A 23,091-nucleotide genomic window follows, 5' to 3' on the forward strand; every position below is an offset into this window, starting at 1 on the left:
TTCGCCAAAGCGCGGCGGATCATGTCCGTATCCTCATCCCCGCGCTTCGCCTTCACCATCGCCGCCACCGACGGCCGCGCCCGCACCGGTCAGATCGCCATGCAGCGCGGGGTGATCCGCACGCCCGCCTTCATGCCGGTCGGCACCGCCGCGACCGTGAAGGCGATGAAGCCTGCCGACGTGGCGAATGCAGGTGCGGACATCATCCTCGGCAACACCTATCATCTGATGCTGCGCCCCGGCGCGGAGCGGGTGGCGCGGCTCGGCGGCCTACACCGCTTCATGGGCTGGGATCGGCCGATCCTCACCGATTCGGGCGGCTATCAGGTGATGAGCCTCGCCGACCTCACCAAGCGGTCGGAAGAGGGCGTGTCGTTCAAGTCGCACCTCGACGGCACGCGCCACCTGCTCAGCCCGGAACGCTCGATCGAGATTCAGCGGCTGCTCGGCAGCAACATCGTCATGGCCTTCGACGAACTGGTGCCGACCACCTCGACGCGCGAGGTGCAGGCGGCGGCGATGGAGCGGTCGATGCGCTGGGCCAAGAGGTCGCGCGACGCCTTCGATGCAGGCGGCGCCCATGCCGCCGACAATGCGATCTTCGGCATCCAGCAGGGTGCGCTCGACGAGGGATTGCGCAAGGCCTCGGCCGATGCGCTGATCGATATCGGCTTCGACGGCTATGCCGTCGGCGGGCTGGCGGTCGGCGAGGGGCAGGCGGCGATGTTCGGCTGCCTCGACTTCGCGCCGGGCCAGTTGCCCGCCGACAAGCCGCGCTACCTGATGGGCGTCGGCAAGCCCGACGATATCGTCGGCGCGGTGGAGCGCGGCATCGACATGTTCGACTGCGTGATGCCGACCCGCTCCGGGCGGACGGGGCAGGCCTTCACCCGCGACGGGCCGATCAACCTGCGCAATGCCAAGTTCGGCGAGGACCAGGGGCCGCTGGATCCCGAATGCGGCTGCCCGGTGTGCGGCACCTGGAGCCGCGCCTATATCCACCACCTCGTCCGCGCGGGCGAGATCCTCGGCGCGATGCTGATGACCGAACACAACATCTGGTTCTACGAAGCCTTGATGGCGGACCTCAGGAGCGCCATTGCAGGCCAAGCGTTGACCTCGTTCGCCGACGCGTTCCGCGCGCGATACCAACGGGCCAAGGGAGAGTGAGCATGTCGGACCAGCCCAACGAGATCCTCGAAGCCGCCGCCGCCGCCAAGGCGCAGCAGGACGCCGTGGCCAAGACCAAGGACCCGTCCACCAAGAGCCACTGGCCGATGCGCATCATCGGCGTCGGCATCGGATCGGCCGCTGTGGCGGCGGCGGTGCTGTTCGCCAATTCGGGGAAGAAGAAGGACTAAGGGAAATAACGCCCTTCTTCCGTCATCCCGGCGTTCGCCGGGATCCATGGAGGGGATGGGACAAGCGTCGGCGCGCGCCACTGGTCGCCCGCATCCGTGAATACCGGCGTTCGCCGGGATGACGATATCAGGATGCGCAGGTCGTAACGATTGACACCACCTCCAACCTCCGGTTCAACCGCGCGCATCCTTTCCGCCAGAGCCGGAGCCGAAAACCCATGCGCCTCGTTCGTGCCGCCCTGATGCTCGGGGCCGCGCTGCTGCCTCTCGCCGCCACCGCCCAGACGGCGCCTGCACCCGCTCCGGACGCCGCCACGGTGAAGCCGATCGCCTATACCGAGCGCACGCTCGCCAACGGCCTGCGCGTCTATGCGCTGCGCGACACCAGCACGCCCAACGTCGCCGTGCAGGTCTGGTACGATGTCGGGTCGAAGGACGATCCCAAGGGGCGTTCGGGCTTCGCCCACATGTTCGAGCATCTGATGTTCAAGGCGACGCGCAACCTCGTGTCCGAACAGATGGACCGGTTGACCGAGGATGTCGGCGGCTACAACAACGCCTCCACCGGCGACGATTACACCAACTACTACGAGGTCGTGCCGGCCAACCACCTGCAACGGCTGCTGTTCGCCGAGGCCGACCGGCTGGCGAGCCTGGTCGTCGAGCCCAAGAGCTTCGCCAGCGAGCGCGACGTGGTGAAGGAGGAACTGCGCCAGTCGACGCTGGCGCGGCCGTACGGCAAGCTGTTCTCCACCTATCTCTCCGCCGCCGCCTACACGACGCATCCCTATGCGCGCTCGACGATCGGCAGCATCGAGAATCTGGAAGCGGCATCGATCGATGACGTGCGCGCCTTCCACGCGACCTATTACCGGCCCGACAATGCGATCCTGGTGGTCGCCGGCAATTTCGATCCCCAGCAGCTCGACGCCTGGGTCGACCGCTATTTCGCCGGCATCAAGCGGCCGACCACGCCGATCCCCCGCGTGGCCGTGACCGAACCCAAGCGCACCAAGGCGGTGAGCTACACCGTCTACGAACCCAACACGCCGCTGCCTGCGGTCCTGATGAGCTGGCACGTTCCCGCCGACCGCAACGCGGACATCCCGGCCCTCACCGTGCTCAACACCATCCTGTCGACCGGCGAGAGCAGCCGGATGTACGAAAGCCTCGTCTACCGCGACCAGCTGGCGCAGGATGCCTCCTCGTTCCTCGACAGCAAGCAGGGGACGGGCAACCTCGTCGCCTATGCGATCCTGGCGGGCGGCAAGACGGTGGACCAGGGCGAGGCGGCGCTGAAGCGTGAGATCGCCCGCTTCCGCGACACGACCGTCAGCGCCGCCGAACTGGCCGAGGCGAAGAACGAGATCCTGACCGCGGCGATCAAGAGCCGCGAAACGGCCGAGGGCAAGGCGCGCATCCTCGCCCAGTCGGTCATCATCGATGGCGATCCGCGCGCCGCCGATCGTCAGCTCGCCGAGATCGCGCGGGTGACCGCCGCCGACGTGCAGCGCGTCGCGCGCACCTATCTGCAGGACAGCGAATCGGCGACGATCCGCTACCTGCCCGACAGCGCCAAGCCTGCCGGCCAGAGTGGCGACACGATCGCCGTCGCGCAAACGGTCCGCACCGAGCCGCTGGCCGCGCCGGCGAACATCGCGATCGTCACGCCCGCGCCCGAGGGCGAGCGGATCCAGCCGCCCGCGCCCGGCGCGCCGGTCAAGGCCAACCTGCCGCAGCCGGTCGAGACGCGCCTCGCCAACGGCCTGCGCGTCATCACCGTCGAACGGCACGACCTGCCGATCGCCACCGCCTATCTGGTCGCGACCGGCGGCGAGGTGCTCGATCCGGCGAACCGTTCGGGCGTCAGCAGCCTCGCCGCGACGCTGATGACCAAGGGGACGACCACACGCTCGGCGACGCAGATCGCGCGCGAGGTCGAAAGCCTCGGCGGATCGATCGGCGCGGATGCGGCGAGCGAGGGCGGCAGCGTTGCGGTGACGGTGAAGTCCGATCAACTCGCGCCGGCGATGACCATCCTCGCGGACGTGGCGACGCACCCCGCCTTCGCGCCCGAGGAACTGGAGCGCGCCCGCGCGCAGCAGGTCGATGCGGTCACCGTCGCGTTCAAGAACCCCGCGCAGCTAGCCGCGCTGGTCGCCGATCGTGCGACCTTCGGTGCCTCGCCGTTCGGCGCGCCCGGCAGCGGCACGCCCGCTTCGCTGAAGGCGATCACCCGCGGCGACGTGACCGCCGCTTATGCCCGCACCTGGCGCCCGGATCGCGCGGCGCTGATCCTGGTCGGCGACGTGACGCCCGCGCAGGCACGCAGCCTTGCCGAGGCGCAGCTCGGCAACTGGCGGGCGCCTGCCGGTGCCGCCGCCGCACTGCCCGCCGCCGGTGCCCTGCCTACGCCCCGAACGGTGGTGGTCGACATGCCCGGCGCGGGCCAGGCCGGCGTGGTGGTCGAGCGGCCGGCGATTCCGCGTTCGGACGCGCGCTATTACCCGTTCGCGGTCGCCAACACCGTGCTCGGCGGCGGCTTCTCCTCGCGCCTCAACCAGGAGGTGCGGATCAAGCGCGGCCTCGCTTACGGCGCGAGCAGCGGCATCGACGCGGCCCGTACAACCGGCAGCTTCGCCGCGCGCACCCAGACCAAGAACCAGACCGCGGCAGAGGTGGTCGCGCTGATGACCGCTGAAATGGCGAAGATGGGGGCAGCGCCCGTGCCGGAGGCGGAACTGGCGACGCGCAAGGCGGTGCTGGTCGGCAATTTCGGCCGCACCGTGGAGACGACCGGCGGCATCGCCGACATCCTCGGTGAGTATGTGCTCGATGGCGTGCCGCTGGGCGAGTTGCAGAGCTACACTGCCAAGGTGGAGGCGGTGACTCCGGCAGCGGTCCAGTCCGCCGCTGCGACCTTGCTCGATCCCAAGGCGGCGAGCGTGGCGGTGGTCGGCGACGCCAAACAGTTCATCGCGCCGCTGAAGGCCGCCCGCGCCGATGCGGAGACGCTGACCGAATCGCAGCTCAACCTGGATAGCCCGACGTTGCGGTAACGGGCGATTGCCTGCCGGCCCGCAACGCGCCGCTAAAATCCTAACTACGCCCCGCTCCGTCCCACGCCGGGACGGGGCGGAATCCCCGGCGGACGGTATGTCGCGTTTGCGCTATGCGGCGGCCATGCGGGTGCCGATGCAGACGATCCGGACGATGACGCGCGTGTGGCTGTCGCTGGTCGGGCTGGGCCTGATCCTCATCCTCGCCCTGTCGACCGCCGCCGCCTGGCGGGCGATCGTCGCGCACGATGCACCCGGCGGGCCGCCGCTGCCGGCCGCCACCGGCTACGAGGTCGAGGAGCACTTCCCCGGAGCGGCGCTGCTCTACGCGAACGCCGCGCCCGACCCCGCCGTCGACACGGCCGCGCCCGCACAGGGCGTCACCGGCACCGCCGCGCTACCCGCGCTGCCGGTGTCGGCGGCCGCCGCGAACGCCGCGATCCGTGCCGATGCCGGCATCGCCGCCGCCGCGCCCTTCGCCACCCGCTTGGCCAGCACGCTCGATCGCGACCGTGCGCTCCAATGCCTGACGGCAGCGATCTATTACGAGGCGGCGTCCGAGCCGGATGCCGGCCAGTCCGCGGTGGCGCAGGTGATCCTCAACCGCGTGCGCCACCCCGCCTTTCCCGCCACCGTCTGCGGCGTCGTCTATCAGGGATCGGAGCGCGCCGGCTGTCAGTTCAGCTTCGCCTGCGACGGGGCGATGGCCCGCATCCCGTCGCGCACCGCATGGGCACGCGCGGCACGCCACGCCGCGATGGCGCTCGCCGGCTATGTCTATGCGCCGGTCGGTCTGGCGACGCATTACCACACCTATGCGGTGACTCCGGCCTGGAACCGCGGCCTGGTGCTGACCGACGTGGTCGGCGCGCACCTGTTCCACCGGTGGAAGGGCTTCTGGGGCACGCGTGCCGCCTTCGCGCAGGTCTATCGCGGCGGCGAGCCCCTGCCCGGGCCGCATGCTCCTCCCGCCGCACCGGCTGTCACGCCCGCAGCCACGCTGATCGCCGCTGCCGCGCCTCTGCCCGTCGCATCGGCTCCGGTGACCCGCGCCCCTGACATGCCTCCCGGCCATGCCGACAGCGGCAGCCCCCTCACCAAGCCGCAGCCCGACAGCCTGCCCCCCGCCGCGACCGTGCTCGACAAGTGGAAGGATTCGGGCAAGCCGCTGTTCTGACCCCACGCGGGATCTATCGCGCGTTCTTCACATAGCGATCGAACCACGCGACGGTCCGGCGCCGCACGTCGGGTTCGCCGGGCACGCAATGGCCCGCATCCGGATAGATCACCAGGCTGACCGGCACGCCATTGTCCTTCAGCGCGTGCCACCATTCGATCGATTGCGTCGGCGGCACCTCGATATCGCGTTCGCCGACGTAGATGAAGGTCGGCGTCTTCGCCTTCTTCGCCTGATACACCGCCGACACGTCCTCATAGGCCTTCATGTCGTCGTACATCGTCTTGCCGAAGAACGGCAGCATCCACTGGTCGATGCCGTTGGTGCCGTAATAGCTGACCCAGTTCGACAGGCCGGCACCCGCGACGATGCCCTTGAAGCGGTTGGTCTGGGTGTTGGCCCACATCGCCATGAACCCGCCATAGCTGCAGCCGCTGAGGCCCAGGCGATTGTCGTCGATCGGCGCGATCCGCTCCACCGCATCGATCCCGGCGAGGATGTCGCGCAGGTCGCCGCCGCCGAAATCGCGCTTGTTGGCGGCGGTAAACGCCTCCCCCTGACCGAAGCTGCCACGGGGATTGGGCATGAACAGATAATAGCCCGCCTTCACCATCTCCGCGATGCCCGATTCGGGTGCCACATAGGTCGGCATCGACACCGCCGACGGCCCGCCGTGCACGACGGTAATCATCGGTGCCTTGCCCTGCGCGGCCTGCGATGGCGCGATCAGCCAGCCCTGGACGTCATAGCCCTCGTTCTTCCAGCTGACGCTGCGCGCATTCACCAGCGCGGGCGCGGCATCGTTGTCGTGGGTGACCTGACGCACACTGGCGATCGGCCCGGCGTAGATGGCGGGGGCGTGGCTGAAATCCTGCACCACCGCCGCGGCGATGCGCCCGTCGGCGGAGAACACCGCGCGGCCATCGCCGGCGGAGGCGGTCGCGGGCTTGGCGAAGCCGGGGACGACGGGCTGCCCCGGCGTCAGCGTGCCGAACTGCACCCGGTCGCCCGCCACGGTGACCGTGCGCAGGCCGCCCCGTGTCCAGGCGATGGTGGTGACGGTGGATTTCGCCCCCTGGGTCACGTTGCGCGGATCGCCTCCGGCGAGCGGCACGGTGAACACGTCGCCGCCGATCGAGCCGAAATCGCTCATCAGCCCGCCGATGTAGGCGACCGTCCGGCCATCCGGCGACACGCGCGGCTGGTTGATCTGCGTGGTCGGTCTGGCGATCTGTCGGACGGCGCCGCTCTGCGCATCGATCGCGTCCAGCGTCGCCACCCACCAATTGGCATCGCCGTTGCCCAAGGCCGTCGTCGCGACGAAGCCGCGGCTGTCCGGCGTCCAGTCATATTCGTAGACATAGCGGCCCGCCGGAGACAGCGGCGTCACCACGGTCGTCGTGCCCGCGACGTCGAACACGGCGAGCCGCTGTTCGTCGTTCTTCTCGCCGATCTCGCCGACCATCCGCGCGCCGACCTGGGTCGCACCGGGCTGCTTGGCGGCGCCCAGCGTCACCAGCGCCGCGATCCGCTTGCCGTCGGGCGACACGCGCGGCGTCTGGACGATGCCGTCCACCGTCGCGACGGTGCGGGCGCCCTTCGCGTCGGCATAGAACAGGGTCGTGCCCTTTGCCGCGCCCCGTGCCAGGAACACGATGTCGCCGTTCGGCGCGAACGTCGGATTGCTGTACGAGCAGGTCTCGCACGGATCGATCGTCCGCAGCACGCGCCCGTCGGCGACGCTGCGCACCGTGACGAGGCCACGGCCGCCGGCATATTCGACATCGACGATCCGGTCGCCGGCCGGAGCCAGCGCCAGCCCGGCATAGGAGCGCAGATCCTGCGCGACGGCGGGCGCGGCGGCGGCAAGCAACAGGGCGGCGGCAAGGGTCAGGCGCATCGGAACTCCGGCATGAGACGGTGTATCACCTTAGCGGCTGCCCATGTCACCGCAAGCGGAACGGCGCCACCATCCCGTCCGTTGATCCGCCATGTTGCGATGGAGCCGACAATGAAGGACGATATCAAGCCGACGACCGAAACTGACAGCCCCAACCTGTCGACCGAGCATCAACGCCCCGGCGATGCCCGCCGCCCGAGCGAGACGCTCGACAAGGGCCAGCCCAAGGGCGAGACGATCCCGCGCAAGTCATCGCTGCTCGATAACGACTGACACCAAGCGACGATGCGGCGGTCGGGAGGGAAGCCGGCGCGACGGAAGCCGTCTGGCCTGTCCGGCCCGCTTACCACTCCTGCTTGCCCTGAGCTTGTAAGGGCCGCCACCCACAGGCACTGCGTCCGAAGGAACCGAATACCTTTCGACAAACAGTCAGGCGTCGGCAAACGCCTGACTACTCGGCAATGCCTCCCGGGCGATCGCATATGGCTAGGACGACTGCCGGGCTCGGGCGAAGGGGGATACTACCCTATGATTCTTCGTCACCCCGGACTTGTTCCGGGGTCCACCGTGCCGCAAAACCAATAGCGTATTGGTGTGCGGCACGGTGGATGCCGGACCAAGTCCGGCATGACGGAATGTCAAAGAACACCACCCCGGATCCAGAGAGCCCATGTGCGATAGCCCTACGGGCGATCGGGGTTCGGATTCACCTACCGGCAGCGCACGTTGTTACGGTCGACCGAACGGCCGACCGCAGCGCCGGCCGCGCCGCCCAGCAGCGTTCCGAGCAGGCCCGAACCACCCGGCGCGATGATGTTGCCGAGCACGCCGCCTGCGACGCCGCCGACGATCAGGCCGGTGGTGCCGTCGTTGCGGCGGCAGTAATATTGCCCGTTCTCACCACGGTAGATGCGATCGCGGTTCGACAGGCGACGCTCGCGATACCGGGCATTGTCGACATAATAGCGGTCGGCATAATAGCCGCCATAGGCCGGATCGACCCGATCATAATCGTAGGACGAATAGCCCCGGTAGCGGCTGTCGCCGCCGTAGGTGGCGCAACCGCTCAGCGTGGCTGCCGCGGCGATGGCGATCAAGGGTGCACGCATCGGATCCTCTCCTGATATGGCTCAATGATCTGGAGAATGCGCGCGCACCCAATTGGTTGCGCCATGGAAACGACGATGGTTCAGGCCGCGCCCGTCGCCTCGCTGAAGCCGCTGCCGCGATCGGCGACCAGCGTCGGCGCGGGGCCGGTGGCGGGGCGCAGCGCCTCCTTCCCCTCGTCGGTCGGCACCGCGGTGGGATCGGGGCGGAACGCCTCGACCGCACGGGTATCGTTGCCCGGATGGGCATCGCCCATCAGGTCGGTCGGCACGTGCTCGGCGGCCGGATTGGCGGGACGCTCCTCGAAATGCTTGTCGGTTTCCGCCATGCCGACGGGCGCCGCCGCCATCGTCGCCGGACGTGGTGCAATCGGGCTGGTCGTGCTGTCGCCGGGAACCGCGCCGACGCCGGAGCCAGCGCTGGACCCGGCATCGTCCGACCCGCTCCCGCCCTTGCGCGGGTTGGGGCCAAACGCCGCCGCCGCCGCGGTCCAGGCCGCCGCGCCGGCGACGAAAGCACCGAGGCCGAAGCCGATCTTCTTGTAATCCATCATCATTATCCCGGTCTGCTGGCTTTGTCCTGCCCAACGGCAGGGCTCCGCCAGGGTTCCGATCAGCGCCTGGGCGATGGCCGGGGCGGGCATCCACCGGCTGGTTCGCCGCCCAGACGCACCGATCGCCAGCCGGTGTCGGCGACGGGCGCGATCTGGCAGCGGCGCAGCTGGAACCGCACCTTGCGCGCGCCGAAATCGAGCGAGACGCGGCGGAAATTGGCCATCAGGTCCGTTCCCAGCATCATCGCCGGCGTGTCACGCAGCCCGAACAGGGCGAACGGCGGCAGGTCGGCGAACCCGACGGCGACGTTGCGCATGGTGATGCTGCCGACGCGCATCTCCGGCACGATCGCCAGCGGCACCACCATCGTCTCGCCCGTCACGCTGACCAGCGTCGCCGGCACCATGTCGGGCGGTGTGCGGCGGCGATACAGGGCGTCGCGCAGCGCGAGATTGCCGATGGTCAGCTGCGATCCGGTGTCCACCACCGCGCGGATGCCGACCCAGCCGGCGCGTGCCTGGGTCAGGATCAGCTGCCCGCCACGGCGGCGCGCGGTGACGACGATCTCGTCGGCGCGCACCTGTACCGGACGACGCGTATCCTCGACCGTGATCGCATTGGTTTCGAAATCGAGCATCAGCCGCTGCCCGCGCAACGCGTCGATGCCGATCAGCCCGCGGGCACCCAATGCGCTTTCGGGCAGCACCGGTGCCGCGATATCCTCCACCACGCTGCCGCCGATCCCCAGCCGCGCGATCATGGCGGTGTCGCGACGGCTCGACCCGGCCATGCCGTGCAGCATCACGGACCGCCCCGCCGGCAGCTGAAGGGCACGCGCCAGCCGCTCGCCGATCACCGAGCGATCGGCTCCGCTGTCCACCACGAAGCGGTACGGCCCGCGGCCGTCCACCGTCACCCCCACCGCCATGCGCGTGTCCAGCTGTTCGCCGGCGATGCTGTCGCCCGTGATCTCCAGGGCATCGTCGATCTGCGCTTCGCCCGGCGCGATCCGCGGCGGCGTATCGGGCACGCGCTGCGGCGGCCGCGCCGCGCCCAGCGACAGCACGCCGGCAAGCCAGACGAGGCGCCACGCGACCATGGCCGATCGTAGCACCGCCCGGCGGCGGACGCCAACCGGCGCGCCGATGGTTACCGCGTCAACCGGCTCAGCAGCGCCGCGACCTCCGCATCGCGAAACGGCTTGGCGATGGCCGGGCACGCGCGAAACCGTTCGGGCAGGTCCTCCGCCCGATTTGCCGTGATGAAGGCGAAGGGAACACCGTCCGCCGCCAGCCGGTCGGCCACCGGATAGGAGAGGTCGTCCGCCAGCCGCACGTTGAGCGTCGCCGCATCGGGCAGCTCGGCGAGGCCGTCCAGCAGCATCAGCGCCGCCTGCACGGTCGCCACCGGGCCGATCGCCGTGCCACCTGCATCCTCCACCACGTTGCGCAGATGCTCGGCGAGCAGCCATTCGTCCTCGACCACCAGCACCCTTTTTCCCTGCAACACGCCGGCCCCGTCCACCTCGACACTCCATCGCCACTGAAAAACCCGGCCACAACCGCCAGGCGGCAACAGCGATCCCGCCGGATCAAGTCCTTGGCCCGATCGAGCCAAGCCGTGCATCGATCCATCGCGGCTTTGGTTTGGACGCCCCCCGCCCCGCCCCCTACCCAGCATGGCGAGACCCGCGTCGCAGCGACGGCGCCGACAGGAGAGACAGCCAGTGACGACGATGAGCCCCGCCGACATGGCGCGCCACCTGGGCGGCGGCCTGCTGTCCTTCCCCGTCACCCATTTCGACGCCGACGGGCAATTCCTCGAAGGGCCGTATCGCGAACATTGCGCCTGGATGCTCGGCCACGAGCTGACCGGCCTGTTCGCCGCCGGCGGCACCGGCGAATTCTTCTCGCTCACCCCGGCCGAGGTCGCGACCGTCGTCGCTGCCGCCGTGAAGGAGGCGAACGGACGGCTGCCGGTGATCTCCGGCTGCGGCTACGGCACCGCGATCGCCACCGGCATCGCCCGCGACGCCGAGCGCGCGGGCGCCGACGGCCTGCTGCTCCTCCCTCCCTATCTCGTCGGCGCCAAGCAGGAGGGGCTGGAACGGCATATCGAGGCGGTGTGCCGCGCCACCGGCCTCGGCGTCATCGTCTACAACCGCGACAATGCGGTGGTCGACGACGAGACGCTCGCCCGGCTGTGCGAGCGCAACCCCAATCTCGTCGGCTTCAAGGACGGCGTCGGCGACATCGAGCTGATGACCCGCATCTATGCGCGGATGGGCGACCGGTTGACCTATATCGGCGGCCTGCCGACCGCGGAAACCTTCGCCACGCCCTATCTGACGATGGGCGTCACCACCTATTCCTCGGCGATCTTCAACTTCATGCCCGAATGGGCGCTCGCCTTCTACAAAGCGGTGCGTGCCGACGATCGCGCCGAGGTGCTGCGCCAGCTGCGCGATTTCGTGCTGCCCTATATCACCTTGCGCAACCAGGGCCGCGGCTATGCGGTATCGATCGTCAAGGCGGGCATGCGCATCGTCGGGCGCGACGCCGGCCCGGTCCGCTCGCCGCTCACCGACCTGTCGCACGACGAGCACGAGCGGCTGCGCGTCCTCATCGAACGGGTCAATCCGCAGGCCCTCGCCGCCGCGGCCTGACCTTTCGTCATTGCGAGCGCAGCGAAGCAATCCAGGGCGTCGCGCGTGGCTCTGGATTGCTTCGCTGACGCTCGCAATGACGGTGATTGCTACTGCGTCAGCCCCTTCTAGGGTGTAGCCATGTTCGAACTCAGCCAGCTCCGCTGCTTCGTCGCCGCCGCCGAGGAACTCCACTTCGGCCGTGCGGCGCAGCGGCTCAACATGACGCAATCGCCCTTGAGCCGGCAGATCCAGCTGCTCGAGCGCATCCTCGACGTGACGCTGCTCGAACGCACCAGCCGCAACGTCGCGCTCACCCCTGCGGGCCGCGTCTTCCTGATCGAGGCGCGGCGCATCGTCCGGCTCGCCGAAAGCGCGCAATTGTCCGCGCGCCGCGTCGCCAAGGGCGATGCGGGCAAGGTCGCGATCGGCTTCACCGCGGTGTCGGGCTACAACCTCGTGCCCCAGATCGTCGCGCAGGCGCGCGCGGCCCTGCCCAACATCGATCTCGAATTGCGCGAGATGGTGACCACCGATCAGGTCGATGCGCTGCTCACCGGCCTGATCGACATCGGCTTCATCCGCCCGCCGATCACCCGGCAGGAATTCGACACCGCGCTGGTGCTGCACGAACCCCTGGTCGTCGCCCTGCCGGCGGGCGATCCGCGTGGCGCCAAATCGGTGCTGGAGCCCGCCGACTTCGACGGCCAGCCGCTTATCATGTATGCGCGGCAGGGCGCGGGCTATTTCCACGACATGCTGATCCGCCTGTTCGACGAAGCCGGCGTCAGCCCGCACTACGTGCAGCACGTGACTCAGATCCATTCGATGCTCGGCCTCGTCCATGCCGGGCTCGCCGCGGCGATCGTGCCCGAATCGGCATCCGGCCTGCACCTGATGGACGTGCAATACCGCCGCCTCACCACCGAGCCGGAACGACCCGTCGAACTGTTCATGGCGTGGCGGCGCGACAATCATAATCCGGCGCTGCCGCCGATGCGGCGCCTGTGCACGGAGATGGCGGGATGATCGATCGTCGCAGCCTCCTCGCCGGCATCGCCGCGCTGCCGGCCGCGGCGGCGCGCGCGCGGGGCGGCGATCCGATCGCCACCACCCGGCATGGTCGCGTGCGCGGCCTGCGCGAGGACGGCGTGCTGGTCTTCCGCGGCATCCGCTACGGCGCCGACACCACGCCGCGCCGCTTCCGCCGCGCCGTGGCACCGCAGCCATGGCGCGATATCGCCAATGCCACCCGCTACGGTGCCGCCGCGCCGCAGACGCGCGCGGACGAGGCGACCAGCGAGGATTGCCTGTTCCTCAACGTGTGGACGCCCGCGCTCGACGCCGGGCGTCGGCCGGTGATGGTCTACCTGCACGGCGGCGCCCACGCGCACGGATCGGGATCGGACCCGCTGTACGACGGCGGCCGCCTCGTCCGCCGTGGCGACGTGGTGGTGGTGACGCTCAATCACCGGCTCGCCGGCCTCGGCTACGCCTATCTCGCGCAGGCCGGTGGACCGGCGGAGAGCGGCAACGTCGGCAACCTCGACATCGTCCTCGCGCTGCAATGGGTGCGCGATTCGATCGCCGCGTTCGGCGGCGATCCGAACCGCGTGATGATCTTCGGCCAGTCGGGCGGCGGCGCCAAGGTGGTGACGCTGATGGCGATGGCGGAGGCCCGGCCGCTGTTCCACGCCGCCGCGACGATGAGCGGCCAGCACGTCACCGCCGCCGGCCCGAACCACGCCACCGCCCGTGCCCGCGCCTGGATGGCGAAGGCCGGCGCCCGCGACGCCGCCGAACTCGCGACGCTGCCGGTCGGCCGGCTGGTCGAGGCGATGGCGATGACCGACCCGCTGGAGGGCAAGGGCGAGATCAGCTTCACCTCGACGCTCGACCACCGGCTGCTCACCCGCCACCCCTTCTTTCCCGATGCCCCGCGCGAGGCGGCACATATCCCGCTGGTCATCGGCAACACGCATGACGAGACGGCGCTGTGGATCGAGCCGATCCTGAAGCGCGGCGACACGACATGGGCGAACCTGCCCGAACGGCTGCTGGCGCAGATGACCAAGGATGTCGGCGTCGACCATGTCATCGCGCGCTATCGCCAGCTGTACCCCGAACGGACGCCGGGCCAGATTCTGCTTGCCGCCTCCACCGCCGGCCGGTCGTGGCCCGGCCATCTCATCCAGGCGGAGGAGCGGGCGAAGATCGGCGCGCCGACGTGGATGTACCAGCTCGACTTCCCCGCGCCGGAAGCGGGCGGCGTGCTCGGCGCCTTCCATTCGCTCGATATCGGCCTCGTGTTCGACAACACCCGGCTGCCCGGCGCCCGCACCGGCAACGACGCCGGTGCGCAGGCGCTTGCCGGCCGGATGGCGGATGCCTTCATCCGCCTCGCCCGCACCGGCGATCCCAATGGCGGCACCCTTCCCGCCTGGCCGCATTACGACCTTGCCCGCCGCCCGACGATGATCTTCGATCGCCGCGTCCGCGTGGAGGACGATCCCCGCCGCGAGGAACGCCTGCTGTTCGCGGTCGCACCCTATATCAAGCCGGGCGGCTGACGATCTTGTCTACCTGACCCGGACGCCATATACTGACACAATTGTCAGTAAGGAATCGAGTCCGATGGCGAAGCTTCCTCCCTTTCCCGGCACCACCGGCAAGCGCGCCTGGCGCACCGCTTTCGGCGCGCTGCGCAAGCTGCTCGCCAATGGCGACGATACGACGCAGGTGTTCCGCATCATGCGCGCGCTCAACGTCGGCGATACCGCGCAAGCCTATGGCCGGCTGCTCGCGACCAGCGACGGCGGGCGCATCGCCTACGAGCGGCAGGAACTGGCGCAGCGTTTCTCCGACCGCGCCTGGGTCGACGGCTTCGCCCCCGGCACGGTCGGCGCCGCCTATCGCGACTTCCTCGACACCACGGGCTATTCCGCCGATGGCCTCGTCGAGGTGAGCCGCATCGACCCGAGCGATACCGACGTCGTCCACCCCTATGCCTGGATGGGCCGGCGGACGCGCGACGTGCACGATATCTGGCATGTCCTCACCGGCTACAAGGCGGACGAGACGATGGGCGAGGCCTGCCTCGTCGCATTTTCCTATGCGCAGACGCGCGGGCTCGGCTGGGCGTTCATCGCCGGCGGTGCGGCGCTGAAATCGCTGCGCGCGACCGGCGGCACGCTGTTCGCCAAGGCGGTGCGCGAAGGCTATCGCAACGGCAAGCGCGCGGCCTGGCTGCTCGGCGAGGATTACGAGGCGCTGATGCACGAACCGCTCGATGCCGCGCGCCGGCGGCTGCGGATCGCCGACCCCGTGCTCTACCGGCAGGCACAGGTCGCGCTCGGCGCGCAACTCGCCTCTTATGCCTCCGCGCAAAAGGAACAGGCGCAGGCGAAGGCGGCACTCGCCTAACCCCTTGCGATGCTGCTAGGCGGAGGCGCAATGCTGTCGCGCCTTCGCCTCACCGATTTCCGCAACCATGCGGGGCTGGTGCTGGCGCCCGGCCCCGGCTTCGTCGTGCTGACCGGCGAGAATGGCGCGGGCAAAACCAACGTGCTGGAGGCGGTGTCGCTGCTCGCGCCCGGCCGCGGGCTGCGCCGGGCGGCGCTGTCGGACATGCAACGGCAGGACGGCCCCGGCGGTTTCGGCATCGCCGCGACGCTGGCGGCGGCTGGCGGCGACGTGGAGATCGCCACCGGCACGCTCGCGGCCGCGCCCGAACGCCGCCAGTTGCGCATCCAGGGCGCGGCCGCCACCGCCAACACGCTCGGCGAATGGCTGACGGTGTTATGGCTGACCCCGGCGATGGATCGGCTGTTCGTCGAACCGGCGGGCGAGCGTCGCCGCTTCCTCGACCGGCTGACGCTGGCGCTGGTGCCGGCGCATGCCCATCATGCCGCCCGCTACGAAGCGGCGATGCGCGCACGCAACCGCCTGCTCGGCGCCGAGGACCCCGCCGACCCCGAATGGCTGACCGCGCTGGAGGCGCAGATGGCCGAGCATGGCGGCGCCATCGAGGCGGCACGGCGCGACACGGTGGCGGCGCTCTCCACCCGGCTCGCCGACCAGCCCGACGGCCCCTTCGCCCGCGCCGCGCTCGCACTGCAGGGATGGAGCGGCGATGCGGCGCGACTGTCCGCCGAACTGCGGCAGAACCGCGCCCGCGACGCCGCCGCCGGCCGCGCGCTCGCCGGACCGCATCGTGCCGATCTCGCCGTCACCCACCTCGGCAAGGGGCAGGCCGCCGCGCTCGCCTCGACCGGCGAACAGAAGGCGCTGCTGCTCGGCATCGTCCTCGCCCATGCCGAACTGGTCGCGGAGCGCACCGGCCACGCCCCCGTCCTGCTCCTCGACGAAGTCGCCGCCCACCTCGACCCGCTGCGCCGCGCCGCCCTGTTCGACCGCCTCGCCGGCCGCGGCCAGGTGTGGATGACCGGCACCGAACCCGCCCTGTTCGCCGCGATCGGCGACGATGCGACGCGGTTGGCGCTGGGCTGACGGTGTTGTAAGACGGCCTGGACAGGCTGCCCATTTCGCTTTCGTTACAGCGTGCCAATCCCTATATCGTGCGCCATGGCAGAACCCCAGAATGCGAACGAATACGGCGCCTCGTCGATCAAGGTGCTGAAGGGCCTCGACGCGGTGCGCAAGCGGCCGGGCATGTATATCGGCGACACCGACGACGGATCGGGCCTCCACCACATGGTGTTCGAGGTCAGCGACAATGCGATCGACGAAGCGCTCGCCGGCCATTGCGACCGGATCGACATCCAGCTGAACGCCGACGGATCGGTCAGCGTCACCGACAACGGCCGCGGCATCCCGACCGGCATCCACCCCGAAGAAGGCGTGTCGGCGGCCGAGGTCATCATGACCCAGCTCCACGCCGGCGGTAAGTTCGAGAACACCAGCGACGACAATGCCTACAAGGTGTCGGGCGGCCTGCACGGCGTCGGCGTGTCGGTGGTCAACGCGCTGTCGGAATTCCTCGACCTCACCATCTGGCGCGATGGCGAGGAGCATTACATGCGCTTCGCCCACGGCGATGCGGTCGCGCCGCTCAAGGTCGTCGGCCAGGCCGAAGGCAAGAAGGGGACGCGCGTCACCTTCCTCCCCTCGCCCGCGACCTTCAAGATCACCGAGTTCGATTTCGACAAGCTCGAACATCGCTATCGCGAGCTCGCCTTCCTCAATTCGGGCGTGCGCCTGTTCCTCACCGACGCGCGGCATGACGAGCCCAAGACGGTCGAACTCTATTACGAGGGCGGCATCGCCGCGTTCGTGAAGTGGCTCGACCGCGCCAAGACGCCGCTGTTCCCTGATCCGATCGCGATCATGGGCCAGCGTGACGAGGTCGGCATCGACGTCGCGCTCGAATGGAACGACAGCTATTACGAAAACGTCCTCGCCTTCACCAACAACATCCCCCAGCGTGACGGCGGCACCCATATCGCCGCGTTCCGCGCGGCGCTGACCCGCACGCTCAACAATTATGCGGAAAAGTCGGGCCTCCTCAAGAAGGAGAAGGTGACGCTGACCGGCGACGACATGCGCGAAGGCCTTACCGCCATCGTCTCGGTCAAGCTGCCCGATCCCAAGTTCAGCAGCCAGACCAAGGACAAATTGGTCAGCTCCGAGGTGCGCCAGCCCCTGGAATCGCTGATGGCGGACAAGCTCGCCGAATGGCTGGAAGAGAATCCGGCGCACGGCAAGGCGATCGTCGGCAAGGTGATCGACGCCGCCGCCGCGCGCGAGGCCGCCAAGAAGGCGCGCGAGCTGACCCGGCGCAAGGGCGTGATGGACATCGCCTCGCTGCCCGGCAAGCTCGCCGACTGCCAGGAAAAGGACCCGGCCAAGTCCGAACTGTTCCTGGTCGAGGGCGATTCGGCCGGCGGCTCGGCCAAGCAGGGCCGCGATCGCCATTTCCAGGCGATCCTTCCCCTGCGCGGCAAGATCCTCAACACCGAACGCGCGCGCTTCGACCGGATGATCTCCAGCCGCGAAATCGGCACGCTGATCCAGGCGATGGGCACCGGCATCGGCCGCGACGACTTCAACGCCGACAAATTGCGCTATCACAAGATCGTCATCATGACCGACGCCGACGTCGACGGCGCGCACATCCGCACGCTGCTGCTGACCTTCTTCTATCGCCAGATGCCCGAGCTGATCGAGCGCGGTCACCTCTTCATCGCCCAGCCGCCGCTCTACAAGGCGACGCGCGGCCGGTCGGAGGTGTATTTGAAGGACGATGCCGCGCTCGACGATTACCTCGTCGAAGCGGGCGTCGGCGCGATGGTGTTCGAGGCACCGGGCGGTCCGCGCTCCGGCGCCGACCTCAAGCACCTCGTCGATCACGCGCGGCGCATGCGCACGCTGATGCGCTACGTGCCGCGCCGCTACGATCCGGTCATCATCGAGGTGCTGGCGCTCGCCGGCGCGCTCGACCCGACCTTCACCCGCGAACAGCGCGCGGCGACGGTGGCGGAGGTGACGCGGCGGCTCGATTCGGGCGACGAGGAGGCACGCTGGACCGCGCGGCTGACCGAAGACGGCGGCATCCACTTCGAGCGGCTGTGGCGCGGCGTCACCGACCACCATATCGTCGAGGCCTCGTTCATCGCCAGCGCCGAGGCGCGCAAGCTGCACGGCCTCGCCGCCGAACAGGCGGACAGCTTCGCCCATGCCGGCAAGCTGATCCCTGCCAAGGGTGCGGCCGCCGAGCCCGACGCGACGCCGGAGGGCGATGGCGCGATCGGCAGCGTCGCCACCACCCCCTCAACTGCCGTCGCGCGCGGCGAGAGCTTGGTCGCACGGCCGTCCCAGCTGCTCGACGCGATCCTCGCCTCGGGCCGCAAGGGCCTCGCGATCCAGCGCTACAAGGGACTGGGCGAGATGAACGCCGAGCAATTGTGGGAAACCACGCTCGATCCCTCGAACCGCACGATGCTGCGCGTCACCAGCGACGACGTCTCGGCCGCCGACATGATCTTCACCCAGCTGATGGGCGAAGTCGTCGAACCGCGCCGCGAGTTCATCCAGGACAATGCGCTGAACGTCGCGAACCTGGACGTGTGATCTTCCTCGTCATCCCGGCGTGCACCGGGATGACGAAGGATTATAGAAACCGTTCCCGGTGCGTCTGCACCACCCCCGTCAGCCATTTCCGCAACGCCCGCACCCGCTGCGACCCGCGCGTGTCCTGGTGCGTCACCAGCCAGAACGAGCGGCGGATCGTCCGTTCGGGCAGCACCCGCCTGAGGCTGCTGTCGGCATCGCCGATGAAGCGCGGCAGCACCCCCAGCCCCGCCCCCGCCGCGATCAGCCGATATTGCGCGTTGATGCTGGAACTGCGGATGCGCGGGACCAGCCCCTCGTCGATCTCGGCGAGGTACCGCAATTCGGGCGCATAGAGCAGGTCGGGGACATAGCCGATCAGCGGATGGTCGCGCACCGCCGCCGCATCGCCCGGCAGCGGATGACGCGCGGCATACAGGTCGGACGCATAGAGGCCGAGCGCATAATCGGTCAGCTTGCTGCTCACCAGCGGCCCGGTCTGCGGCCGGGCGAGCAGCACCGCCACGTCGGCCTCCCGCTTCGACGGGCTCAGGAACCCGCTGCTCGCGACGAGGTCGACGGTGAGGTCGGGATGCGCCGCGGTGAAATCGCGCAGGTGGTGCGCGACGAACCAGGTCCCGAACCCCTCCGACACGCTGACCCGCAGCACGCCCGACAGCCGGTCGGGGTCGGCACCGATCGCGACGATGCCGGACGCCGCCTGCTGCATCGCTTCCGCTGCCGTCAGCAGCGCCTCGCCCGCCGCGGTCAGCGCCTGGCCCTCACGCGATTGCTCGAACAGCGTTTGGCCGAGCGTCGCCTCCAGCCGGCGCAGGTGCCGCGCCATCGTCGTCGGATCGACGCCCGCCGCCGCCGCCGCCCGTGCGATCTGCCCGGCGCGCGCGATGGCGAGGAAATCCTGAAGGTCGTCCCAGCGCAGCTGCATATATGCAGGCCAGCATGGCAATATACGCCCTTGCCTGCAATCCTGATGGCGCCGATCCTCCATATCAAACGGAGAGATTCATGCGCGACATCGACCATTACATCGTCGGCCATGCCGGCGGCGCCGCCGGCCGCTACGGCGACGTGTTCGATCCCAACAGCGGCACGGTGCAGGCGCGCGTCGCGCTCGGCACCGCTGCCGACCTCGATCGTGCGGTCGCCGCCGCGCAGGCCGCGCAGCCCGGCTGGGCCGCGACCAACCCGCAACGCCGCGCCCGCGTGATGTTCCGCTTCAAGGAACTGGTCGAGGCAAACATGGACGCGCTCGCCCACCTGCTCAGTTCCGAGCACGGCAAGGTGATCGCCGATGCCAAGGGCGACATCCAGCGCGGGCTGGAGGTGATCGAATTCTGCTGCGGCATCCCGCACGTGCTGAAGGGCGAATATACGCAGGGCGCCGGCCCCGGCATCGACGTCTATTCGATGCGCCAGCCACTCGGCATCGGCGCCGGCATCACGCCGTTCAACTTCCCCGGCATGATCCCGATGTGGATGTTCGGCGTCGCCATCGCCTGCGGCAACGCCTTCATCCTCAAGCCCTCCGAGCGTGATCCCTCGGTACCGGTCCGCCTCGCCGAGCTGATGCGAGAGGCCGGCGCGCCCGAAGGCATCCTGCAGGTCGTCCATGGCGACAAGGACATGGTCGATGCGATCCTCGATCATCCTGCGATTTCCGCGGTAAGCTTCGTCGGCAGCAGCGACATCGCGCATTACGTCTACCGCCGCGGCGTCGAGGCGGGCAAGCGCGTCCAGGCGATGGGCGGTGCCAAGAACCACGGCATCGTCATGCCCGACGCCGATCTCGACCAGGTCGTCGCCGACCTGTCCGGCGCCGCCTTCGGCTCGGCGGGCGAGCGCTGCATGGCGCTGCCTGTCGTCGTGCCGGTCGGGGACAAGACCGCCGATGCGCTGCGTGCCAAGCTGATCCCGGCGATCGAGGCCCTGCGCGTCGGCGTCTCCACCGATGCGGAGGCGCATTACGGCCCGGTGGTCAACGCCGCGCACAAGCAGCGCGTGGAAAACTGGATCCAGACCGGCGTCGACGAAGGCGCCGAGTTGGTCGTCGACGGCCGCGGCTTCACCCTGCAAGGCCATGAGAACGGCTTCTTCGTCGGCCCGACCCTGTTCGACCGCGTCACCACCGACATGAGCGCGTACAAGGAGGAGATCTTCGGCCCCGTCCTCCAGATCGTCCGCGCACCCGATTTCGAGACGGCGGTGCGCCTGCCGAGCGAGCATCAATATGGCAACGGCGTCGCGATCTTCACCCGCAACGGCCATGCCGCGCGCGAATTCGCCGCGCGCGTCAACGTCGGCATGGTCGGCATCAACGTGCCGATCCCGGTGCCGGTCGCTTATCACACCTTTGGCGGCTGGAAGCGTTCGGCATTCGGCGACACCAACCAGCACGGTATGGAGGGCGTCAAGTTCTGGACCAAGGTCAAGACGGTGACGCAGCGCTGGCCCGACGGCTCCGCCCTCCCCTCCGGCAGCGAGGATGGTGGACCCAGCCGCATCCAGGATGCGTTCGTCATCCCGACCATGGGATGATCTGGGGATATCTGCGATGCGAACGACCGTGACCCTTGCCGCCGCGCTCACCCTCGCCGCCTGTTCTGGCGGCGAGTCGGTCGACAATCAGAGCGGCGGCAGCGCCGCGGTCGAGCCGACGCCGAACAATCTGATGGACAATCCGCAGAATGCGGTGGTGCCGATCCCCGCGCCCAGCCCTTCGCCGATCACGGCGATCCCCGCCGCCTTCCAGGGACGCTGGGGCATGGTCGGCGCCGATTGCGATCCGGCACGCGCCGACAACAAGGGGCTGCTGACGATCGCCGGCGATCGCCTGTCCTTCTACGAATCGCGTGGGCAGGCCGGCAGCATCCGCCAGCTCCGGCCCGCTCAGATCGCCTTCGACCTGCCGATGAGCGGCGAAGGGATGACGTGGAGCGAGCCGACCACGCTCACCCTGCTCGACGACGGCAAGACGCTGGTGCGCGAAGCCAAGGGCTCGCCCGACCGCGCCGGCGCCTTCCGCTACAGCCGCTGCCCCGCCTGAGGACATGATGAACCAGTTCGACCTTACTGACGATCAGCGCGAGATCCAGGACCTCGCGCGCCGCTTCACCGCCGATCGGATCACGCCGTTCGCCGCCGAGTGGGATGAAAAGCACATCTTCCCGCGCGAGACGATCAAGGCGGCGGCCGAACTGGGCTTCGCCGCGATCTACGTGTCGGAAGAGAGCGGCGGCATTGCGCTCGGGCGGCTCGAGGCGGCGCTCATCATGGAGGCGATGGCCTATGGCTGCCCCTCGACCAGCGCGTTCATCTCGATCCACAACATGGCATCGTGGATGATCGACCGCTTCGGGTCGCAAGGGGTGAAGGATACATACCTCCCCAGCCTCGTCACCATGGATCGCCTCGCGAGCTACTGCCTGACCGAGCCCGGCTCCGGCTCGGACGCCGCCGCTCTGAAGACGCGTGCAGTGCGCGATGGCTATCATTACGTCGTCACCGGTTCCAAGCAGTTCATCTCCGGCGGCGGCGAGAACGAGGTGTACGTCACCATGGTCCGCACCGGCGAGGAGGGGCCGAAGGGCATATCCGCGCTGGTGATCGAAAAGGACATGCCCGGCGTGTCCTTCGGCGCCAACGAGCGCAAGCTCGGCTGGCATTCGCAGCCGACGCGGCAGGTGATGTTCGACAACGTCCGCGTGCCGGTGGAGAATCTGGTGGGTGCCGAGGGCGAGGGCTTCCGCATCGCGATGATGGGGTTGGACGGCGGTCGCCTCAACATCGGCGCATGCAGCCTCGGCGGGGCGCAGCGCTGCATCGACGAATCGGTCCGCTATACCAAGGATCGCAAGCAGTTCGGCAAGGCGATCGCCGACTTCCAGAACACGCAGTTCACGCTGGCCGATATGGCCACCGAGCTGGAGGCGGCACGCGCGCTCCTCTACATGGCGGCCGCCAAGGTGACGGCGAATGCGCCGGACAAGACGCGCTTCGCGGCGATGGCAAAGCGGCTCGCCACCGATACCGGATCGGCGGTGGTCGACCGCGCGCTGCAGCTGCACGGCGGCTACGGCTATCTGATGGACTATCCGATCGAGCGCTTCTGGCGCGACCTGCGCGTCCATTCGATCCTGGAGGGCACCAACCAGGTGATGCGGATGATCGTCGGCCGCGACCTGCTGCGGCAATAACAACGAG

At 69.1% G+C, this 23,091-nt stretch carries 20 protein-coding genes; 14 read left to right on the plus strand and 6 right to left on the minus strand.

Features of this window, described 5'->3' with window-relative positions:
• Positions 1 to 21 precede the first annotated feature (21 nt).
• From tgt to AC4GY7_RS11610, 4 genes are all read left to right on the plus strand, one after another.
• Complete coding sequence (tgt, locus tag AC4GY7_RS11595; RefSeq protein WP_491114118.1) at positions 22 to 1,170, plus strand: tRNA guanosine(34) transglycosylase Tgt; 1,149 nt, start codon at positions 22 to 24, stop codon at positions 1,168 to 1,170.
• A gap of 2 nt (positions 1,171 to 1,172) precedes the next feature.
• The gene (locus AC4GY7_RS11600; RefSeq protein WP_443583364.1) at positions 1,173 to 1,361 is read left to right on the plus strand and encodes a hypothetical protein; all 189 of its coding nucleotides are present in this window, start codon (positions 1,173 to 1,175) and stop codon (positions 1,359 to 1,361) included.
• Positions 1,362 to 1,579: 218 nt separating this feature from the next.
• A complete protein-coding gene (locus tag AC4GY7_RS11605) occupies positions 1,580 to 4,420 on the plus strand; it encodes a M16 family metallopeptidase (RefSeq protein WP_491114121.1) in 2,841 nt (946 codons plus the stop codon).
• Positions 4,421 to 4,544: 124 nt separating this feature from the next.
• Positions 4,545 to 5,597, plus strand: coding sequence for a cell wall hydrolase (locus AC4GY7_RS11610; protein WP_491114124.1), 1,053 nt, complete (start codon positions 4,545 to 4,547; stop codon positions 5,595 to 5,597).
• Between the two features lie 13 nt (positions 5,598 to 5,610).
• Here the strand turns inward: AC4GY7_RS11610 and AC4GY7_RS11615 are convergent, their stop codons facing one another.
• Positions 5,611 to 7,497, minus strand: a complete 1,887-nt coding sequence (locus tag AC4GY7_RS11615; protein ID WP_491114127.1) for a S9 family peptidase — start codon at positions 7,495 to 7,497, stop codon at positions 5,611 to 5,613.
• A gap of 111 nt (positions 7,498 to 7,608) precedes the next feature.
• Here AC4GY7_RS11615 and AC4GY7_RS11620 point away from each other — a divergent pair, with 111 nt between their 5' ends.
• Positions 7,609 to 7,770, plus strand: coding sequence for a hypothetical protein (locus AC4GY7_RS11620; protein ID WP_443583368.1), 162 nt, complete (start codon positions 7,609 to 7,611; stop codon positions 7,768 to 7,770).
• Between the two features lie 437 nt (positions 7,771 to 8,207).
• Here the strand turns inward: AC4GY7_RS11620 and AC4GY7_RS11625 are convergent, their stop codons facing one another.
• From AC4GY7_RS11625 to AC4GY7_RS11640, 4 genes are all read right to left on the minus strand, one after another.
• Positions 8,208 to 8,606, minus strand: coding sequence for a glycine zipper 2TM domain-containing protein (locus AC4GY7_RS11625; RefSeq protein WP_491114130.1), 399 nt, complete (start codon positions 8,604 to 8,606; stop codon positions 8,208 to 8,210).
• A gap of 80 nt (positions 8,607 to 8,686) precedes the next feature.
• Positions 8,687 to 9,160: a hypothetical protein gene (locus AC4GY7_RS11630; protein ID WP_491114133.1), complete on the minus strand. Its 474-nt coding sequence runs from the start codon at positions 9,158 to 9,160 to the stop codon at positions 8,687 to 8,689.
• Positions 9,161 to 9,216: 56 nt separating this feature from the next.
• Positions 9,217 to 10,257: a retroviral-like aspartic protease family protein gene (locus AC4GY7_RS11635; protein WP_491114136.1), complete on the minus strand. Its 1,041-nt coding sequence runs from the start codon at positions 10,255 to 10,257 to the stop codon at positions 9,217 to 9,219.
• Positions 10,258 to 10,307: 50 nt separating this feature from the next.
• Complete coding sequence (locus AC4GY7_RS11640; RefSeq protein ID WP_491114139.1) at positions 10,308 to 10,649, minus strand: response regulator; 342 nt, start codon at positions 10,647 to 10,649, stop codon at positions 10,308 to 10,310.
• Between the two features lie 244 nt (positions 10,650 to 10,893).
• On the opposite strand from AC4GY7_RS11640, the gene kdgD reads away from it, so the two are divergent.
• The 6 genes from kdgD to gyrB all read left to right on the plus strand — a co-directional run bounded on the left by kdgD (position 10,894) and on the right by gyrB (position 18,891).
• Entirely contained in the window at positions 10,894 to 11,823 is a 930-nt protein-coding gene (gene kdgD / locus AC4GY7_RS11645) for a 5-dehydro-4-deoxyglucarate dehydratase (protein WP_491114670.1), read from the plus strand.
• 120 nt (positions 11,824 to 11,943) lie between these two features.
• Positions 11,944 to 12,831, plus strand: a complete 888-nt coding sequence (locus tag AC4GY7_RS11650) for a LysR family transcriptional regulator (RefSeq protein WP_491114142.1) — start codon at positions 11,944 to 11,946, stop codon at positions 12,829 to 12,831.
• Entirely contained in the window at positions 12,828 to 14,372 is a 1,545-nt protein-coding gene (locus AC4GY7_RS11655) for a carboxylesterase/lipase family protein (RefSeq protein WP_491114145.1), read from the plus strand. The genes AC4GY7_RS11650 and AC4GY7_RS11655 overlap by 4 nt, the downstream gene beginning before the upstream one ends.
• A gap of 64 nt (positions 14,373 to 14,436) precedes the next feature.
• Positions 14,437 to 15,225 carry a Coq4 family protein gene (locus tag AC4GY7_RS11660; protein WP_491114148.1) on the plus strand — a complete coding sequence of 263 codons (789 nt, stop codon included), beginning with the start codon at positions 14,437 to 14,439 and terminating at the stop codon, positions 15,223 to 15,225.
• Between the two features lie 30 nt (positions 15,226 to 15,255).
• Positions 15,256 to 16,311: a DNA replication/repair protein RecF gene (gene recF / locus AC4GY7_RS11665; protein WP_491114151.1), complete on the plus strand. Its 1,056-nt coding sequence runs from the start codon at positions 15,256 to 15,258 to the stop codon at positions 16,309 to 16,311.
• Positions 16,312 to 16,386: 75 nt separating this feature from the next.
• Entirely contained in the window at positions 16,387 to 18,891 is a 2,505-nt protein-coding gene (gene gyrB / locus AC4GY7_RS11670; RefSeq protein ID WP_491114153.1) for a DNA topoisomerase (ATP-hydrolyzing) subunit B, read from the plus strand.
• Between the two features lie 40 nt (positions 18,892 to 18,931).
• On the opposite strand, the gene AC4GY7_RS11675 is transcribed toward gyrB, so the two are convergent.
• Positions 18,932 to 19,816 carry a LysR family transcriptional regulator gene (locus AC4GY7_RS11675; RefSeq protein ID WP_491114156.1) on the minus strand — a complete coding sequence of 295 codons (885 nt, stop codon included), beginning with the start codon at positions 19,814 to 19,816 and terminating at the stop codon, positions 18,932 to 18,934.
• 80 nt (positions 19,817 to 19,896) lie between these two features.
• Here AC4GY7_RS11675 and AC4GY7_RS11680 point away from each other — a divergent pair, with 80 nt between their 5' ends.
• From AC4GY7_RS11680 to AC4GY7_RS11690, 3 genes are read left to right on the plus strand one after another with little or no spacing between them, the layout of a single operon-like run.
• On the plus strand, positions 19,897 to 21,426 hold the full coding sequence (locus tag AC4GY7_RS11680) for a CoA-acylating methylmalonate-semialdehyde dehydrogenase (protein WP_491114159.1): 1,530 nt from the start codon (positions 19,897 to 19,899) through the stop codon (positions 21,424 to 21,426).
• Positions 21,427 to 21,442: 16 nt separating this feature from the next.
• Positions 21,443 to 21,934, plus strand: coding sequence for a hypothetical protein (locus AC4GY7_RS11685; RefSeq protein WP_491114162.1), 492 nt, complete (start codon positions 21,443 to 21,445; stop codon positions 21,932 to 21,934).
• Positions 21,935 to 21,941: 7 nt separating this feature from the next.
• On the plus strand, positions 21,942 to 23,084 hold the full coding sequence (locus tag AC4GY7_RS11690; protein ID WP_491114165.1) for an acyl-CoA dehydrogenase family protein: 1,143 nt from the start codon (positions 21,942 to 21,944) through the stop codon (positions 23,082 to 23,084).
• Positions 23,085 to 23,091: the final 7 nt, after the last annotated feature.

The organism is Sphingomonas sp. SP5 (assembly GCF_058313455.1).

What these genes read in the sequence shown, in the direction of transcription:
- AC4GY7_RS11685 (WP_491114162.1), top strand. Translation starts at nt 21,443, where the DNA reads ATGCGAACGACCGTGACCCTTGCCGCCGCGCTCACCCTCGCCGCCTGT.
- AC4GY7_RS11660 (WP_491114148.1), top strand. Translation starts at nt 14,437, where the DNA reads ATGGCGAAGCTTCCTCCCTTTCCCGGCACCACCGGCAAGCGCGCCTGG.
- AC4GY7_RS11675 (WP_491114156.1), bottom strand. Translation starts at nt 19,816, where the DNA reads ATGCAGCTGCGCTGGGACGACCTTCAGGATTTCCTCGCCATCGCGCGC.
- AC4GY7_RS11690 (WP_491114165.1), top strand. Translation starts at nt 21,942, where the DNA reads ATGAACCAGTTCGACCTTACTGACGATCAGCGCGAGATCCAGGACCTC.
- AC4GY7_RS11620 (WP_443583368.1), top strand. Translation starts at nt 7,609, where the DNA reads ATGAAGGACGATATCAAGCCGACGACCGAAACTGACAGCCCCAACCTG.
- tgt (WP_491114118.1), top strand. Translation starts at nt 22, where the DNA reads ATGTCCGTATCCTCATCCCCGCGCTTCGCCTTCACCATCGCCGCCACC.
- AC4GY7_RS11680 (WP_491114159.1), top strand. Translation starts at nt 19,897, where the DNA reads ATGCGCGACATCGACCATTACATCGTCGGCCATGCCGGCGGCGCCGCC.
- AC4GY7_RS11605 (WP_491114121.1), top strand. Translation starts at nt 1,580, where the DNA reads ATGCGCCTCGTTCGTGCCGCCCTGATGCTCGGGGCCGCGCTGCTGCCT.
- gyrB (WP_491114153.1), top strand. Translation starts at nt 16,387, where the DNA reads ATGGCAGAACCCCAGAATGCGAACGAATACGGCGCCTCGTCGATCAAG.
- AC4GY7_RS11655 (WP_491114145.1), top strand. Translation starts at nt 12,828, where the DNA reads ATGATCGATCGTCGCAGCCTCCTCGCCGGCATCGCCGCGCTGCCGGCC.
- AC4GY7_RS11610 (WP_491114124.1), top strand. Translation starts at nt 4,545, where the DNA reads ATGCGGGTGCCGATGCAGACGATCCGGACGATGACGCGCGTGTGGCTG.
- AC4GY7_RS11630 (WP_491114133.1), bottom strand. Translation starts at nt 9,160, where the DNA reads ATGATGATGGATTACAAGAAGATCGGCTTCGGCCTCGGTGCTTTCGTC.
- AC4GY7_RS11625 (WP_491114130.1), bottom strand. Translation starts at nt 8,606, where the DNA reads ATGCGTGCACCCTTGATCGCCATCGCCGCGGCAGCCACGCTGAGCGGT.
- AC4GY7_RS11615 (WP_491114127.1), bottom strand. Translation starts at nt 7,497, where the DNA reads ATGCGCCTGACCCTTGCCGCCGCCCTGTTGCTTGCCGCCGCCGCGCCC.
- kdgD (WP_491114670.1), top strand. Translation starts at nt 10,894, where the DNA reads ATGAGCCCCGCCGACATGGCGCGCCACCTGGGCGGCGGCCTGCTGTCC.
- AC4GY7_RS11650 (WP_491114142.1), top strand. Translation starts at nt 11,944, where the DNA reads ATGTTCGAACTCAGCCAGCTCCGCTGCTTCGTCGCCGCCGCCGAGGAA.
- AC4GY7_RS11635 (WP_491114136.1), bottom strand. Translation starts at nt 10,257, where the DNA reads ATGGTCGCGTGGCGCCTCGTCTGGCTTGCCGGCGTGCTGTCGCTGGGC.
- AC4GY7_RS11600 (WP_443583364.1), top strand. Translation starts at nt 1,173, where the DNA reads ATGTCGGACCAGCCCAACGAGATCCTCGAAGCCGCCGCCGCCGCCAAG.
- recF (WP_491114151.1), top strand. Translation starts at nt 15,256, where the DNA reads ATGCTGTCGCGCCTTCGCCTCACCGATTTCCGCAACCATGCGGGGCTG.